This is a genomic window from Polaribacter sp. YIW18 (genome assembly GCF_057219325.1).
This window is the reverse complement of record NZ_JBXVVE010000012.1, coordinates 34280-51701: the sequence shown is the minus strand read 5'-3', so window position 1 is coordinate 51701 and position 17422 is coordinate 34280. Positions and strand designations below refer to the sequence as shown.

General features: G+C 30.0%; 12 protein-coding genes. 11 read left to right on the top strand and 1 reads right to left on the bottom strand.

Translation table 11 applies throughout. The features are described from left to right. The first annotated feature begins 1085 nt into the window (after nucleotides 1-1085). From thrS to AC2D6T_RS11220, 11 genes are all read left to right on the top strand, one after another. Complete coding sequence (thrS, locus tag AC2D6T_RS11270) at nucleotides 1086-3026, top strand: threonine--tRNA ligase (RefSeq protein ID WP_484681562.1); 1941 nt, start codon at nucleotides 1086-1088, stop codon at nucleotides 3024-3026. Between the two features lie 114 nt (nucleotides 3027-3140). Beyond that, entirely contained in the window at nucleotides 3141-3659 is a 519-nt protein-coding gene (gene infC, locus AC2D6T_RS11265; RefSeq protein WP_298949975.1) for a translation initiation factor IF-3, read from the top strand. A 120-nt stretch (nucleotides 3660-3779) separates the two neighbouring features. Beyond that, entirely contained in the window at nucleotides 3780-3977 is a 198-nt protein-coding gene (gene rpmI, locus AC2D6T_RS11260) for a 50S ribosomal protein L35 (protein ID WP_298949978.1), read from the top strand. A 104-nt stretch (nucleotides 3978-4081) separates the two neighbouring features. Continuing rightward, entirely contained in the window at nucleotides 4082-4426 is a 345-nt protein-coding gene (rplT, locus tag AC2D6T_RS11255; RefSeq protein WP_249983075.1) for a 50S ribosomal protein L20, read from the top strand. Nucleotides 4427-4517: 91 nt separating this feature from the next. Beyond that, nucleotides 4518-5099, top strand: coding sequence for a hypothetical protein (locus AC2D6T_RS11250; RefSeq protein ID WP_484681561.1), 582 nt, complete (start codon nucleotides 4518-4520; stop codon nucleotides 5097-5099). Nucleotides 5100-5308: 209 nt separating this feature from the next. Continuing rightward, entirely contained in the window at nucleotides 5309-6514 is a 1206-nt protein-coding gene (gene glgA, locus AC2D6T_RS11245; RefSeq protein ID WP_484681560.1) for a glycogen synthase, read from the top strand. 3 nt (nucleotides 6515-6517) lie between these two features. Next, a complete protein-coding gene (locus AC2D6T_RS11240; protein WP_438989673.1) occupies nucleotides 6518-7783 on the top strand; it encodes a glucose-1-phosphate adenylyltransferase in 1266 nt (421 codons plus the stop codon). A 33-nt stretch (nucleotides 7784-7816) separates the two neighbouring features. Next, a complete protein-coding gene (locus AC2D6T_RS11235; protein ID WP_484681559.1) occupies nucleotides 7817-9754 on the top strand; it encodes an alpha-1,4-glucan--maltose-1-phosphate maltosyltransferase in 1938 nt (645 codons plus the stop codon). Nucleotides 9755-9856: 102 nt separating this feature from the next. After that, nucleotides 9857-11761: a 1,4-alpha-glucan branching protein GlgB gene (gene glgB, locus AC2D6T_RS11230; RefSeq protein ID WP_484681558.1), complete on the top strand. Its 1905-nt coding sequence runs from the start codon at nucleotides 9857-9859 to the stop codon at nucleotides 11759-11761. A 264-nt stretch (nucleotides 11762-12025) separates the two neighbouring features. Then, nucleotides 12026-14428: a glycoside hydrolase family 31 protein gene (locus AC2D6T_RS11225; protein ID WP_484681557.1), complete on the top strand. Its 2403-nt coding sequence runs from the start codon at nucleotides 12026-12028 to the stop codon at nucleotides 14426-14428. A gap of 421 nt (nucleotides 14429-14849) precedes the next feature. After that, on the top strand, nucleotides 14850-15368 hold the full coding sequence (locus AC2D6T_RS11220; protein WP_484681556.1) for a thioredoxin family protein: 519 nt from the start codon (nucleotides 14850-14852) through the stop codon (nucleotides 15366-15368). A 4-nt stretch (nucleotides 15369-15372) separates the two neighbouring features. Here the strand turns inward: AC2D6T_RS11220 and AC2D6T_RS11215 are convergent, their stop codons facing one another. Beyond that, on the bottom strand, nucleotides 15373-17388 hold the full coding sequence (locus tag AC2D6T_RS11215) for a ComEC/Rec2 family competence protein (RefSeq protein WP_484681555.1): 2016 nt from the start codon (nucleotides 17386-17388) through the stop codon (nucleotides 15373-15375). Between the last annotated feature and the right edge of the window lie 34 nt (nucleotides 17389-17422).

Below are 17422 nucleotides of genomic sequence, written 5' to 3'. Positions count from 1 at the left end.
CATTGTATATTTTTAATATTATAAATGAATAAGTTTCAAAAGAATTACATTAATCTAAATTAATGTGGTTATTCTACTCTTTAATTACGCTGTCAATTTCAATATTTTCAATGAACTTGGCGATTCCCTAAAAATAAGATCTACTTACTTTTTGTCTTTTCGCTCTTGTAGAAATGTTAGAATCGAACTAACTAATAATTGATTGAATTACTATTCCAAAATCTCTCTGATCTTTTTGCTATTTCTGTTAGCGGGTGCAAATCTAAAACTTATTTTTTATCTAACAAGTAAAAAATTAATTTTTTTTAAACTTTTTTTAAAACCCTAAAACTTGAACTTTTTAACCCCCCCGAAAATTCGGACTGCAAAGATACAAGGTTTTTTTTATTACATCCTAATAAATAATGAAAAAATATGTAAAGTTTTTGTCTCTAAAAATCTAAACTTTTTTTACCCCTATTACAAACAACAAATACTCAATGAACTTTGCTAAACAAACTTTCGTTTTCTCGTTAGCGGGTGCAAATATACAACTCATTCTCACTCCTACAACTATTTTTTAAACTCTTTTTTGATTTATTTTTTGAACTTCTTTTAATACCTTGTAAATGCATTAGTTATAGAGGTGTTTTTTTTGATTTTTTATTTTTTTTTTAAAGGTTGGTGATAGTGTATATACGTTATTTTTTTAAAATTCCTTATTTATTAGGGTATTGAAATGTCATGTTTGAGGTGTTTTAAGTAAATATAAGGAGTAGAATTATGGACTGAATCATCCGTTTTTTATTTGTGTATATCTTCAAAATTGTGAATAAGATGCTTATCTCTTACTTATTTAAAATTATAATACCCTTTTTTTTTAGTGCTACAACTCTAATAAATTAGCACGGGTTAGGGATTGAAGCGTCTGTTTGAGCTCTTTTTGGTACCCTTTATGCTACCTAAAAAGCGAGTGCAGAAAGCCCGACCACGTCCTTTTGGCGTGGGAACCCTATAAAAAAAAATACATATATAATAAGTACACATATATATTGTGTGAAAAATTGTTTTCTAATATCTTTGCAGACCAAATAAAAAGATTTTAAATGATTAAAATTACTTTACCTGACGGAAGTATAAAGGAGTTTCTTGAAAATAGCACCCCTATGGATGTTGCAAAAAACATAAGTGAAGGGTTTGCAAGAAATGTTGTATCTGCAAGTTTTAACGGAAAAACTATTGAAACCTCTACTCCACTTACAACTAACGGTTCTTTAATATTATATACTTTTAATGATGCTGACGGAAAGAAAGCTTTTTGGCACTCGTCTGCACACGTTTTGGCAGAAGCTATATTATCTTTTTACCCGAATGCGAAGTTAACTATTGGACCTGCAATTGAGAATGGTTTTTATTATGATGTTGATTTGGGTGAAGAAGTTTTATCTGAAAAGGATTTTGACAAACTAGAAAAGAAATTCTTAGAAATTGCTAGAGGTAAACACGAATTTTCTATGCGATCGGTTTCTAAAGCAAATGCTTTGTCTTTATATAAAAAAGAAAACAACGAATACAAAGTTGAGTTGATTGAAAACTTAACGGATGGAGACATTACTTTTTGTGATCATAGTAATTTTACAGATTTATGTAGAGGAGGCCACATACCAAATACTGGTATTATAAAAGCGGTAAAAATAATGAATGTTGCTGGCGCTTATTGGCGAGGTGACGAAAAAAACAATCAGCTAACACGTGTTTATGGCGTTAGTTTTCCTAAACAAAAAATGCTAACTGAGTATTTAGAACTTTTAGAAGAAGCTAAAAAACGTGATCACAGAAAACTAGGTAAAGAATTAGAGTTGTTTACATTTTCGCAAAAAGTTGGTGCTGGTTTACCATTATGGTTACCAAAAGGTGCTGCTTTGCGATCTCGTTTAGAAAACTTTTTAAAAGCTGCACAGAAAAAAGCTGGTTACGAAATGGTAATGACACCACATATAGGTCAGAAAGATTTATATGTAACTTCTGGACATTATGAAAAATATGGAGAAGACAGTTTCCAGGCGATAAAAACTCCAAAAATGGATGAAGAGTTTTTGTTAAAGCCAATGAACTGTCCACACCACTGTGAAGTATACAACTTTAAACCTTATTCATATAAAGACTTGCCAAAGCGTTTTGCTGAATTTGGTACAGTATATAGGTATGAACAAAGTGGAGAGCTACATGGCTTAACTCGTGTAAGAGGTTTTACGCAAGATGATGCTCATATTTTTTGTACACCAGCACAATTAGACCAAGAGTTTAAAGAGGTAATCGATTTGGTATTGTATGTTTTTGGCTCTTTAGGTTTTGAAGATTTTACAGCACAGGTTTCTATACGTGATATGAAAAACCTAGATAAATATATAGGTGATGCTGATACTTGGGAAATTGCAGAACAAGCAATAATAAATGCTGCAAAAGACAAAGGTTTAGATTTTGTGATTGAAGAAGGCGAAGCAGCCTTTTATGGGCCAAAGTTAGACTTTATGGTAAAAGATGCCTTAGGAAGAAGTTGGCAATTAGGAACGATTCAAGTAGACTATAATTTACCAAAACGTTTTGATTTAACCTATACAGGATCTGACAACCAGTCTCACAGACCTGTTATGATACACAGAGCACCATTTGGTTCTATGGAACGATTTATAGCGGTATTGTTAGAACATACAGGTGGTAATTTTCCACTTTGGCTAACTCCAGATCAAGTTATCTTACTGCCAATCAGTGATAAATATCAAAAATATTCAGAAAAAGTTTTAGAATCGTTAGAAAATTCCGAAATTCGCGCCCTTGTAGATAACCGAAGTGAAAAAACGGGACGTAAAATACGAGACGCAGAAGTTAGCAAAATACCATTTATGGTTATTGTAGGTGAAAAAGAAGCCGAAAACGGAACCGTTTCTGTAAGAAAACATGGAGAGGGTGACATTGGAACATTTACAATTGAAGAATTTATTTCTTTAATTAAAGAAGAAGAAGATAAAACATTAAAGAAATTTTAATTAATTTTGAAATTCGAAATAAAACAAAAGGTTGAAAAAGCAACCACAAGTTAAATTTAAAATTTATAAGTCATAGCAATACGTAGAAGCAGGTCAAGAAGGCCATTAAGAGTAATCAAAGAAGATCAACATAGAATTAATGAAAAAATAAAATATGTTGACGAAGTTCGCCTGGTGGGCGACAATGTAGAAATTGGTGTATATCCTTTAGAAAAAGCTAAAGAGTTAGCCAAAGAACAAGAATTAGATTTGGTAGAAATTTCGCCAAAAGCTAAACCTCCTGTTTGTAAAATAATTGATTACAAGAAATTCTTGTATGAGCAAAAGAAACGTGAAAAAGCCTTAAAAACAAAAGCTACAAAGGTTACCATTAAAGAAATACGTTTTGGACCGCAAACAGATGAGCATGATTATGAATTTAAAAAGAAACATGCCATAAAGTTTTTACAAGATGGTGCTAAATTAAAAGCATTTGTATTCTTTAAAGGACGTTCTATTATTTTTAAAGAACAAGGGCAAATACTTTTATTAAAGTTAGCACAAGAATTAGAAGAGTATGGTAAAGTTGAGCAATTACCAAAATTAGAAGGTAAACGTATGATTATGTTTATTGCTCCCAAAAAAGGAAAATAAGCGTTTTTAAAGTTAAAAGTTTTTAAAATTAAAAAGTTGAGATTGCACTTAACTTTACTTTTTATGAGCTTTCTTACTTTTTTAACTAAAAATAATAAGCAAGATAAAAACGAAGGAGAGATGCCTAAAATGAAAACCAAATCTAGCGCCAAAAAACGATTTAAAGTTACTGGTACTGGAAAAATTAAAAGAAAGCACGCGTTTAAAAGTCACATCTTAACAAAGAAGTCTAAAAAACGTAAATTAAAGTTAACTCATGATACTTTAGTACACAAGTCTGATGAGGCTAACATTAAACAACAATTAAACTTAAAATAAGTTTAACAGGGAATTTTATTATTAACCATGTAATGTAGCAATTAAAGTCATTTTTAATTAAAAGTACGTTTGTAGCGTCGCTCTTTACAAAACACATTGAAATTATGCCAAGATCAGTAAATTCAGTAGCCTCAAGAAATAGAAGAAAAAAAATCTTGAAGGCAGCAAAAGGTTACTTTGGACGTAGAAAAAACGTTTATACAGTAGCAAAAAACGCGGTTGAAAAAGGTATGCTTTATGCATATAGAGACCGTAAAAACAATAAGAGAAACTTCCGTTCTTTATGGATTGTGCGTATTAACGCTGCAGCTCGTTTGCACGGAATGTCTTACTCTCAGTTTATGGGGAAAGTTAAAGCTAACAATATCGAATTAAACCGTAAGGTTTTAGCAGATTTAGCTGTAAACAACCCAGACGCTTTTAAGGCAGTTGTAGAAAAAATTAAATAATTATAAATTACTTGCTTATAATAAAAACCCAAACAAATTTGTTTGGGTTTTTTTAGTACTTTTATTCTTTAAAACAAACACCCTATCTCTAATGAAAATAGAAGCTCTAATTGCATCCATATTTTTTATAAGTGTATTTTCTTTTGCGCAAGAAAACAACACACAAAAGAACACATTAAATGGACAATTTAATGAGATTTACAAAACTTCTAACAGCTATCAAACCTATAAAGTTATTAGTAAAAACAAGTTTTTAGAGTTAAACCAAAATGTTTTAGACTCTTTAAAAGAATTAAAAAATAGTATAGTAGAAAAAAACAAACAACTTTCAGAGAAGGGAAATACTATAAAAACCACTCAAGAAAATTTAACTTTAACACAAATTGCTTTACACAAAGCTAAAGAAAAAGAAAATGCTATTTCTCTATTTGGTTTACAACTCAATAAACTTACTTATAATTTAATCTTATGGTCTATAATACTTGGTCTTTTATTGGCTTTATTATATTATATTTTTAGATTTAACAGAAGTAATATACTAACTAAAAAAGCACAAAGTAGTTTATTAGATGTAGAGCATGAGTTTGACAAACACAGAAAAAAGTTTTTAGAAAGAGAACAAAAATTGAGAAGACAATTGCAAGATGAAATTAATAAACAAAGAAATATATAATCTATAAAGATTATCATATTCCTTAATTACTTTAAAAAAACACAATAAATCAGCATAAAAATAGCAATAAGTAGCTTTTTTTTATCAAAACAATAATAATTTTTAATACCCAAAAAATCTTTCTTAATATTTTGTAAGTTAGCAGTATGTTTTATATCTTTTAAGAATAAAACCATTAGAAACACTAACCTAAAATTACAACCTGTTTTATGAAAGCTCTTTTCTATACAAGAGAATTTCCACCTTATGTTTATGGAGGCGCAGGTGTTCATGTAGAATACCTTGCAGATGAATTATCAAAATTAATGAACGTTGACGTTCGAAGTTTTGGAGATCAAGATTCCATATCAGATAATTTAAGTGTAAAAGGGTTTCCTTTTGAAAATGCTATTTTTGATAATACAGATGATAAACTAAAAGCGGTACTAAAAACCTTGAGCACTTGTATTCATATGAATGCAGAACCTACAGATGCAGATGTTGTACATTGCCACACCTGGTATGCACAATTTGCAGGTATTATTGCAAAACTTTGCTATGGTATTCCTTTAGTAATTACAACCCATTCTTTAGAACCCTTAAGACCTTGGAAAAGAGAGCAACTAGGACGTGGTTACGATGCTTCTTCTTGGGTAGAAAAAACTGCTATAGAAATGGCAGATACCATTATTGCTGTTTCTAAGGAAACTAAAGTAGATGTTTTAAAAAATTTTAATGTTGATAAAAACAAAGTAAAGGTTATCTATAATGGAATTAACCTGAAAGAATATGTGGTTACAAAAGATACCTCTACTTTAGAAGCATACAACATAGACAAAAACAAACCTTATGTACTTTTTGTAGGAAGAATAACCAGACAAAAAGGAATTATTCATTTAGTAAATGCTATAAAATATATAGATAAAGATACACAAATAGTGCTTTGTGCAGGTGCACCAGACACCAAAGAAATTGGTAAAGAAATGGAAGATGCCGTAAACGAAGCTAAAAAAGATAGAAATACTATTATTTGGATAGACAAGATGCTTAGTAAGCAAGAGGTTATTCAATTATATTCTCATGCAGATGTATTTTGTTGCCCCTCTATTTACGAACCTTTTGGCATTATCAACATTGAGGCAATGGCTTGCGAAACTGCTGTAGTTGCAAGTGCTGTTGGTGGTATTAAAGAAGTGGTTGTGCAAAATGAAACAGGTCTTTTAATTGATTTAGAACAACAAAAAGAAGCTCCTTTTGAGCCTGTATACCCAGATAAATTTGCTCAAGATTTAGCAAATGGTATTAACAAAGTAATAAACAACCCTAGCTTAAAAGAAACTATGGCAAAAAAAGGAAGACAGCGTGTAGAAAATCATTTTGACTGGGCTTCTATTGCAAAACAAGTTGAAGAACTATATAAATCTCTAAAAAAATAAGTTATGATTAATGACAAAGTATTAGGAATTATTTTGGGTGGTGGCCAAGGATCCAGATTATACCCACTAACCAAAGACAGATCTAAACCCGCTGTACCAATTGCTGGTAAATATAGATTGGTAGATATTCCTATTTCTAATTGCATCAATTCAGATATTAAAAGAATGTATGTGTTAACCCAATTTAACTCGGCTTCTTTAAACGCTCACATAAAAAATACTTACCACTTTAGTTTTTTTAGCTCAGCTTTTGTTGATGTATTAGCTGCAGAACAAACCATTCATAGTGACAAATGGTTTCAAGGAACAGCAGATGCAGTAAGACAAAGTATGCATCACTTTTTACAGAACGATTTTGAATATGCGCTTATACTTTCTGGAGACCAATTGTATCAAATGGATTTTAATGATATGATTGATAAACACGAAAAAAGTGGCGCAGAAATATCTATTGCAACCTACCCTGTTACTGCAAAAGATGCTACTTCTTTTGGGTTACTAAAAACCAATAATGAGGATATTATTACATCATTCATAGAAAAACCTGGTAAAGAATTATTGTCAAATTGGACCTCTGATGTTGGTGATGACATGAAAGCACAAGGTAGAGATTATTTAGCATCTATGGGAATCTATATTTTTAATAGAGACCTACTAAAAAAATTAATGGAAAATCCTGACACCAATGATTTTGGTAAAGAAATTATACCACAAGCTATAGAAAACCACAAAACTTTAAGTTACCAATATGAAGGTTATTGGGAAGATATAGGTAACATTGATTCCTTTTTTGAAGCAAATATTGGTTTAACAGATGATGTACCTCAATTTGATTTATACAATGAAAAAGGGGTATATACCAGAGCACGTATTTTACCCACTTCTAAAATATCGGGTTCTATTTTAAACAAAGCTGTTATTGGTGATGGTTGTATTATACAAGCAGAAAAAATTGAACGCTCTGTAATTGGAATTCGTTCTAGAATTGGAAAAAATTCACTAATTTCTAACACCTATATGATGGGTAATGATTACTATGAAACTTTAGAAGAAGTTGAAAATAATAATATAGAAATACTAATGGGAATTGGAAACAGGTGCTACATACACAATTGTATTGTAGATAAAAACTGTAGAATTGGTGACGATGTTAGAATAAATGGAGGACGACATATTGAGGATATAGAAACAGATACATACATGGTTAAAGACGGTATTGTTGTTATTAAAAAAGATGCCATTATTGCCAAAGGAACTATTATTGGATAATCTAAATTTTATTTTTTTTAAAGAATTAAATTCATGCAAAATCAGAGTAGAATTGTTATAGAAAATGTTACTCCACAGATTAATTGTGGTAACATATTTATAAAAAGGGTTGTCAACGAAATTGTAAATGTATCAGCAGATGTTTTAGTAGATGGACATGATATTATAGAAGCTAGCTTACTTTTTAAACACGAAAAAGAAAGAAAGTGGAGCGAAACCAGAATGTCTGCCACTTCTAATGATGCCTACATTGCAAGTTTTAAAACTGCAAAACAAGGTTTTTACGCCTACAAGTTACAAGGTTGGGTAGATTATGCTTTAAACTGGCAACATGGTATTGTCAAAAAAATAGAAGACAATCAGCATGTAAAATCTGAACTTTTAGAAGGAGCAGAAATATTAAAAACGCTCCTAAAAAAAACAAATAAAAACACTGCTAAATACTTAAAACATTTAATAACTATTTTTAAAAATAATGATAGTTATAAAGAAGCTATAAGCGAGGTTACCAGTAAAAGACTACAAATAATTTTTATAGAAAACCCTACAAAATTCCTAAAAAATGAAACACAAGAATTTAAGGTTTATGTAGATAGAAAAAAAGCCCAATTTAGTACTTGGTATGAGTTTTTTCCGCGTTCAGCGTCTGAAGAAGCTAACAAACATGGTACATTTAAAGACTGCCATAAATTACTGCCAAGAATTGCAGATATGGGTTTTGACACCCTATACTTTCCGCCTATCCATCCAATTGGTCAAATTAATAGAAAAGGAAAAAACAATACTACAGAAGCAAAAAATGATGATGTAGGATCTGCTTGGGGAATTGGCTCTAAACACGGTGGCCACAAAGATATTCACCCAGACTTAGGTAGTATAGATGATTTTAAAGCTTTGATTACTGATGCTAAAAATCAAGGAATAGAAGTTGCAATGGATTATGCTTTACAAGCTGCTCCAGATCATCCTTGGGTAAAAGAACATCCAGAGTGGTTTAAATGGAGACCAGATGGCACAGTACAATATGCAGAGAATCCTCCAAAAAAATATCAAGACATTCTTCCAATTTATTGGGAAAATGACAGTTATAAAAATTTATGGAAAGAATGTTTAGACATTCTATTATATTGGATAGATTGTGGAATTACTATTTTTAGAGTAGACAATCCACATACAAAACCCTATTATTTTTGGAATTGGGTAATTGCTGAAGTGAAGAAAAAACATCCAGACGTGTTGTTTTTAGCAGAAGCCTTTACACGCCCTAAAATAATGCAACAACTTGCAAAACAGGGTTTTACACAATCTTACACGTATTTTACTTGGAGAGAGTCTAAACACGAACTTACAGAATATGTAAATGAGTTAACGCAAACAAATCAAAAAGAATACATGCGACCTAATTTTTGGCCAAATACGCCAGATATTAATCCTTATCATTTACAAGGCGCAAACGAATCTAAATATTTACAACGTTATGTTTTAGCGGCTACTTTAAGCTCTAATATTGGTATTTACGGTCCTGTTTTTGAGCAAATGATTAGCGAAGCTGTTCCTGGAAAAGAAGAATATCACATGTCAGAAAAGTTTCAGATATGTCATTATAACTGGCAGTTAGAAAACAAGTTAACAATATTTATTAAAACCATTAATACTATCCGAAAAGAGAACGAATCTTATCAACAAACAAATAATATAAAGTTTTGTTTTATAGAAAATGATAATTTAATTGCTTTTTATAAATGGAATGATGACAAAACTAACGAAACATTAACTGTTGTTAGTTTAGACCCATACTACAAACAAACAGGTACCATACAATTACCTCTAGCAGAATTAGGCATACATCATGGACATACGGTTCAAGTAAAAGATTTAGTGACTAGCAATAGCTATAACTGGCAAAATGAATGGAATTATATAGAATTACACCCAACATTACCCTTTCATATCTTTAAAATAAAAAAATAATATTTAATAAAAATTTCTTATTGGGTTATGAATTAAAACTCTCGTCCTCAATGGGCAGTAATTCCTTAAAAAGGAATTGCAAACATCATCAATCATTAAAATATGGCAAATACAATAGCTTACAGTCTTTTTACAGACTTTGATATAAATTTATTTAAAGCAGGAAAACATTATAAACTTTACGAAAAATTTGGTTCGCACATCGTTACAGTAGATGGGGTAACAGGAACCTATTTTGCAGTTTGGGCACCAAGTGCAAAATCTGTAACGGTAATTGGCGATTTCAATTTTTGGATAGAAGGAGAACATCCTTTAAATGTAAGATGGGATGATAGTGGTATTTGGGAAGGCTTTATCCCTAATGTTGGTATTGGCAGTATTTATAAATATAAAATACAAAGCAGTCATGATGATGTAAAAACAGAAAAAGCAGATCCATTTGCAAAAAAGTGCGAACATCCCCCAAAAACTGCCTCTGTAGTTTGGGAAGATAATTACAGCTGGAAAGACAACAAATGGATGAACAATCGTAAAAAAAATAATGCCTTAGACGCTCCTTATTCTGTATACGAAGTTCATTTAGGTTCTTGGAAACAAAAAAATGGAAACGACTTTTTAACTTATGAGGAATTTGCAGAAGATTTGGTAAACTATGTAGCAGATATGAATTTTACACATGTAGAATTAATGCCTGTTATGGAGTACCCATATGATCCAAGTTGGGGATACCAATTAACAGGATATTTTGCGCCAACTTCTCGCTTTGGAAATCCAGATGGTTTTAAGTTTTTAGTGGATGCGTTTCATAAAAAAGGAATTGGTGTAATTTTAGATTGGGTTCCTTCACATTTTCCATCAGACGATCATGGTTTAGGCTTTTTTGATGGCTCTCATTTATACGAACATCCAGATAGAAGAAAAGGATATCACCCAGATTGGAAAAGTCTTATTTTTAATTACGGTAGAAACGAAGTAAAATCTTTTTTAATTAGTAATGCAATTTATTGGTTAGACCAATATCATGCAGATGGTTTAAGGGTAGATGCTGTAGCTTCTATGTTGTTTTTAGATTATTCTAGAGAAGATGGCGAATGGGAACCAAATAAATTTGGAGGAAGAGAAAACTTAGACGCCATTAATTTTATGAAAGAGATGAATACGGCTGTCTATGAGAATTTTCCTGACGTACAAACCATAGCTGAAGAATCAACATCATTCCCAATGGTTTCTAGACCCATATATTTAGGTGGTTTAGGTTTTGGTATGAAATGGATGATGGGTTGGATGCATGACACTTTAGAATATTTTGCCAAAGAACCTATTTATAGAAAACATCATCAAAACGATTTAACATTTAGTTTAAATTATGCGTTTACAGAAAACTTTATGTTGCCTCTGTCTCATGATGAAGTTGTGTATGGTAAAAAAGCCATTGTAGATAAAATGCCTGGTGATGAATGGCAAAAATTTGCAAATCTACGTTTATTGTATAGTTTTATGTACACACACCCTGGTACGAAATTAATTTTTCAAGGAGGTGAATTTGGTCAAACCAAAGAATGGAATTTCCAACAAAGTTTAGATTGGCATTTACTTGAGTATAAAGTACATGAAGGGGCACAGAAATGCGTAAAAGAATTAAACAAACTTTATAGAAAAGAAAAAGCATTTCATCAAAAACAATTTACAGCAGAAGGTTTTGAATGGATTGATCATGGAGACCATGAAAACTCTGTATTATCTTATATAAGAAAAGGAGAAAACGAAAAAGATACCATTATTATTATTTGTAATTTAACTCCAATACCAAGAGAAAACTATAGAGTTGGTGTACCCAAACAAGGCACTTTAAAAGAGATTTTTAATAGTGATACTAGAGATTTTTCTGGTAGCGGAAATTACAAAAACACTAAAATAAAAGCAGACAAAACCACTTGGAATAATAGAGAAAATTCTGTCGAATTAAATTTACCTCCTTTAGCCATGATTGCTTTAAAATATCAATAAAAAAAAGATGAAAATTTAGCGCTATAAATTACTGCTACATTGGTAATTTATAGCACTGTATTTTTATAACTTCCAAAAAAAACATTGCTATTTTTATTAGATTCTAAATAATATTTTAATCTGTAAATTATTCTTTTTTTTAGGTTACTTTAGTAACTTTAAAAAAATAGTTTACAAAAAGAATATTGTCGTAAAAACAATATTTACAGTTAATTCTATTAGAAACTATTACGACTTTTACCACATTAAAAACAAGCAAATATTATGATTGTTAATACGGAACTAGAACAAAAAGGAAACCTTTTTCCATCAGAAATAATAAATTACCATAAAGATGTAGATAAACTATATTTTACTACAAAAAACAATGTTATTTTAGAAGTTACAGTGGTTAGAGATAGTGTAATTCGCTTTAGATATAGCACAACTGGTAAGTTTGAAAAAGATTTTTCATACGGGGTTACCATACACGCAAGTAGAGGGTACAACAAACTTAAAGTAACTGAAGATAAAACGCATTATAAAGTTACTACTTCTAAGCTAATTTGTTTGATAGAAAAAGTAAGCTTACAAATTAGTTTATACGATGCTATTGATAACAAATTAATAAATGAAGATGAAATTGGTTTTCATTGGGAAGAAAGTTATGAGTTCGGTGGAGATATTGTAAAAATGAGTAAAGTTTGCCAAAAAGCAGAAAGTTTTTATGGTTTAGGAGACAAGCCTGTAGATGTAAACATGAAAGGAAAACGTTTCGAAAACTGGGCAACAGACTCTTACGCTTTTGGTAAAAACACAGACCCTATTTATAAAGCAATTCCATTTTATACAGCTATCCAAAACAATAAATCGTATGGTATTTTCTTTGATAATACTTTTAAAACACATTTCGATTTTTCTCATGAAAGAAGAAATGTAACAAGTTTTTGGGCCCAAGGTGGAGAAATGAATTACTACTTTATTTATGGCCCAAAAATGGATGATGTCGTAAAAAACTACACAGACTTAACCGGTAAACCTCATGCATTGCCTCCATTATGGGCTTTAGGATTTCATCAATGTAAATGGAGTTATTATCCAGAAAGTAATGTTAAAGAAGTTACCAAAACATTTAGAGACCTTAAAATACCTTGTGATGCTATTTATTTAGACATTGATTATATGGATGGTTTTAGATGTTTTACTTGGGATAAAAATTATTTTCCAGATCCAAAAAGAATGGTAAAAGAGTTAGAAGATGATGGCTTTAAAACGGTTGTAATTATAGATCCAGGTATTAAAATAGATTTAGAATACGATGTTTTTAAAGAAGCATTAGATAAAGATTATTTCTGTAAACGTGCAGACGGCCCATACATGAAAGGTAAAGTTTGGCCTGGAGAATGTTATTTTCCAGATTATACAAGACCAGAAGTTAGAGACTGGTGGTCTGGTTTGTTTAAAGAACTAATAGAAGATATTGGTGTAAAAGGTGTTTGGAACGATATGAACGAACCTGCTGTAATGGATGTGCCAAATAAATCTTTTCCAGATGATGTGCGTCATGATTTTGATGGAAATCCATGTTCTCATAGAAAAGCACATAATATCTATGGTACACAAATGGCACGCGCAACCTATCATGGTTTAAAAAAATATGCATATCCAAAAAGACCTTTCGTAATTACAAGATCTGCATATGCTGGTGCCCAAAGATATACGTCTACTTGGATGGGAGATAATGTAGCAACTTGGGAACATTTAGCTATTGCTAACAACCAAGCACAAAGAATGGCAATGTCTGGTTTTTCTTTTGCAGGTAGTGATATTGGTGGTTTTGCAGAACAACCTCAAGGAGAATTATTTGCAAGATGGATTCAATTAGGTGTGTTTCATGCTTTTTGTAGAGTACATTCTTCTGGTGATCATGGAGACCAAGAACCTTGGGTTTTTGGTGATGAAATAACAGATATTGTTAGAAAGTTTGTCGAGTTAAGATATCAACTTTTACCTTATTTATATACTGCTTTTTGGAATTATATAACAGATGGCTCTCCAATACTTAAATCTTTGGTTTTATATGATCAAGAAGATCAACAAACACATTACAGAAGTGATGAGTTTATTTACGGAGAACAAATTTTAGTTTGCCCAATACAAGAACCAAATGCCAAAGGAAGAAGAATGTATATACCAAGAGGTAAATGGTATAATTTCTGGACAAATGAAGTGGTTATTGGTGGCAAAGAAATATGGGTAAATGCAGATATAGACAGCATGCCAATTTTTATAAAAGAAGGTGCAGTAATACCTAAATATCCAGTACAACAATATGTTGGCGAGAAAAAATTTAATGAAATTACCTTAGATGTTTACTATAAAGAAGGTAAAGAAACTTCTAAATTATATGATGATGCTCATGATGGTTATGATTATAGAAAAGGAAGATTTAGCTTGCGTTCTTTTAAAGTAACAGGTAAAAAAGATGAATTTATTTTACAACAACACAAACGTGGAGATTTTAATGCAGAATATAAGAACTTTAACATTGTATTTCATAACTTACCTTTTGTTGTAAAATCTTTACAAATAGACAATGTAGAGGTTCCTATAGATAAAAGTTTCACAAAAACACAGTCTATCTCTATAAATAAAGAGTTTACAGAACTACATTTAATTGCAGAATAAAAATTATCTTTCAAAAAAAAAGCGGCTATGTTTTACCCTAAACATAGTCGCTTATCATTATAAGTTTAATTCATAAATATTCTAATTACTTAAAAATATTCTTTTCATCATTTTTTTTGAAAGCAAATACTTTTAGAGTTATTTTTTTGTTTTTCCTTATTATTTTAAAACTGCTATTAGCATTGCTATCAAGGTAATTTATAAAAGAAAAATAGCCATTTTAGCTTTTTTACTTTTTTTAATACGCTTGTTAACTCTATAAATTTTGCAGTTATCTTTTTTTATTTTCAAATCAAAAACACATTCAATCTAAGTATATAATTTATTCATTTACTGTAAAGAGTAACTCATTTAACAATTCAGTTTTCTAAACTTTGTAAAAAAGTCTTAAATTTGACGTATCATTTGTTTAAATTTATTTATGAAAAATATTTTTCCGTTATTACTATTTATTTTTACAATTACATTTAGTAAAGCACAAAATAAAATAAATTGGCTTTCTTTTGAAGAAGGTATAGCACAACTTAAAAAAGAGCCAAAACCATTATTGATAGATGTGTATACAGATTGGTGTGGTTGGTGTAAAAAAATGGATGTAACAACCTATTCAAATCAAACAATTATACAAGCTATAAATGATAATTTTTACGCTATTAAATTAAATGGGGAAGAAAAGGAAGACATTACTTTTAAAGATTATACATTTAAGTTTAAAGAGAATGGTAGACGTGGTTATCATGAACTGGCAGCTGCCTTAATGAATGGTAAACTAAGTTTTCCTACAACCATATTTTTAACAGATAATGCAGAAGTTTTACAAAGCATACCTGGTTATTTAGACAAAATAAAGCTTGAAAAGATTATAGCTTATTTTTCTTCTAAAAATTATAAAAAGACAAAATGGGAAAATTTTGAAAAAAATTTTAAAAGCAAATTATAAATAACTATTTTAAAACAAAAGCTCCTTTTTGCCCTGTATAATGAAATTTTATTTTGTAAAAAGCTGCAGTTTTACTCCATCCTCTAACATCACTTTTGTAATTAGAACCATCTGCAACAATTGCTAAAGGTTTTAGTTTTATTATTAGTCTTTCCAAATTTATTTTAGGTGAATATTGCAGCACCACAATTGGTTTTACAACATTTTTTAAAGCATAAATACCCAAACTATCTACTATTAATATAGCTTGATTGTTATAATTGATGAAATTTTTAAAATGTACTTTGGTCACTTTTTTTAACTTTTCATGTATCACATAAGGTTTAATTGCTTTAATATCTTTTGATTTTAAGCTATCTAGATTGTACTGAAGAATCAGTTGAGCTCCTGCCCTATTTCCGATAATTCCAAATCTACTTTTATGAAACACTATAAGTTCGTTTTTATTGGCAAGATTTTTCTTCTCGAAAAAATAAACACTTTGTAAAATAATTAGAGAAAACAAAAAATACATTAACCTTTTTGGTGTTTTCTTGATAAGAAATATAACCAAAGAAAAAATAGCAAAATACCAAAACAACATCATTAAGAAAGAAATAGAAATATCTTTAAATAAAAACTGTTCTTGATGAGAAATCCAACTAACAAAACCATTCATAAGTTGAATAATATTGCTATAAATAGTTGCTATAAATTGAGGCAAAATGTTTAACAGTGCTAATAAAATTATAAGAATACCTCCAATTAAAATAGCGCCTAAAAAAGGGATTATTAGTAAGTTTGATAACATAAATAAACCTGGAAACTGATTAAAATAATAAATACTTAAAGGTAAAATTCCTACTTGTGCAGCAATAGAGACTGTAAATAATTGCCAAATTTTATCCATCACAAAAAACTTAGGTTTATAAACAGCATATAATTTTGGTTGCACCCAAATAATACCAAAAACCGCCAAATAACTTAACTGAAAACCTACATCAAACAAAAACATAGGTTTTACAATTAATAGAAAAAACATAGAACTTATTAGGGAGAAAGCAACTACATTTTTTCTTTTAAATAATTGGCCAACTACCAAAAAAGTAAACATGGTAACTGCTCTAACTACAGATGCAGAAAGACCTGCAATAAAGGCAAACATCCATAGTAACAATACAATTATAGTTGCTTTTATATAAACGCCATTTTTAATATTTTCTATCGGTTTTAGTAAAAATGATAAGATCAATAATAAAATACCTACATGCAAACCAGAAACAGCCAAAATATGAATAGCACCCGCATTTGCATAATCTGTAAGTAATTCTTTAGAAACATCTTGCCTTTGCCCTAATAACAAAGCACTAATTACTGCAAACTCATCGTCTTTAAAATGATACTTTAGTAAATATTTTTGGATGTGTTCTCTAAATTGCGCTGCCAAACCTACTAATGTAACAGTGCTTTTGCTTACTATAAAAATATCGCTAGAATTTATAAAAACCTGATGCTCGACACCTTGTTTTGCTAAATAAGTTTTGTAATTAAATTGATACGGATTTAAAGGCGGAATTAATTCTTTAAATATGGGGTTTACTAAAAACTCATCATCTATAAAAAGTCTGTGTTTTATCGAATCTTTTTCTAAATTTAAAAGTACTTCTCCTTTGGTTTTAGTATTGGCAACTTGCTGAACCTCTGCAATATATTTTTGATAATATAACCCTGGTTTTAAAACTTTTTTAATTTTAAAAATCGCAAAATTATTAGATGTAATGTGTTTTTTAAAATAGCTTTTATAATTCGATGAATTACTTAAAAATACAGATGAAATACCTAAAAAGAAAAACAATATAAAAGCAACTATTGTTATGATTTTTCTATTATTAAGTACAATAAAAATAGCAGTTAAAGCCAATAAAATTGGCCATTTATAATTAAAATTTAATTCCCAAAAATGGTTGTAAAACTCAATTAAAATTCCGAGAATAAAAAACAACAGAAGATGAAAAGGAGTATATTGTAGTAAGTTTTTCATAGCAACCGAAAGTTACTAAAAAATTACAATATAT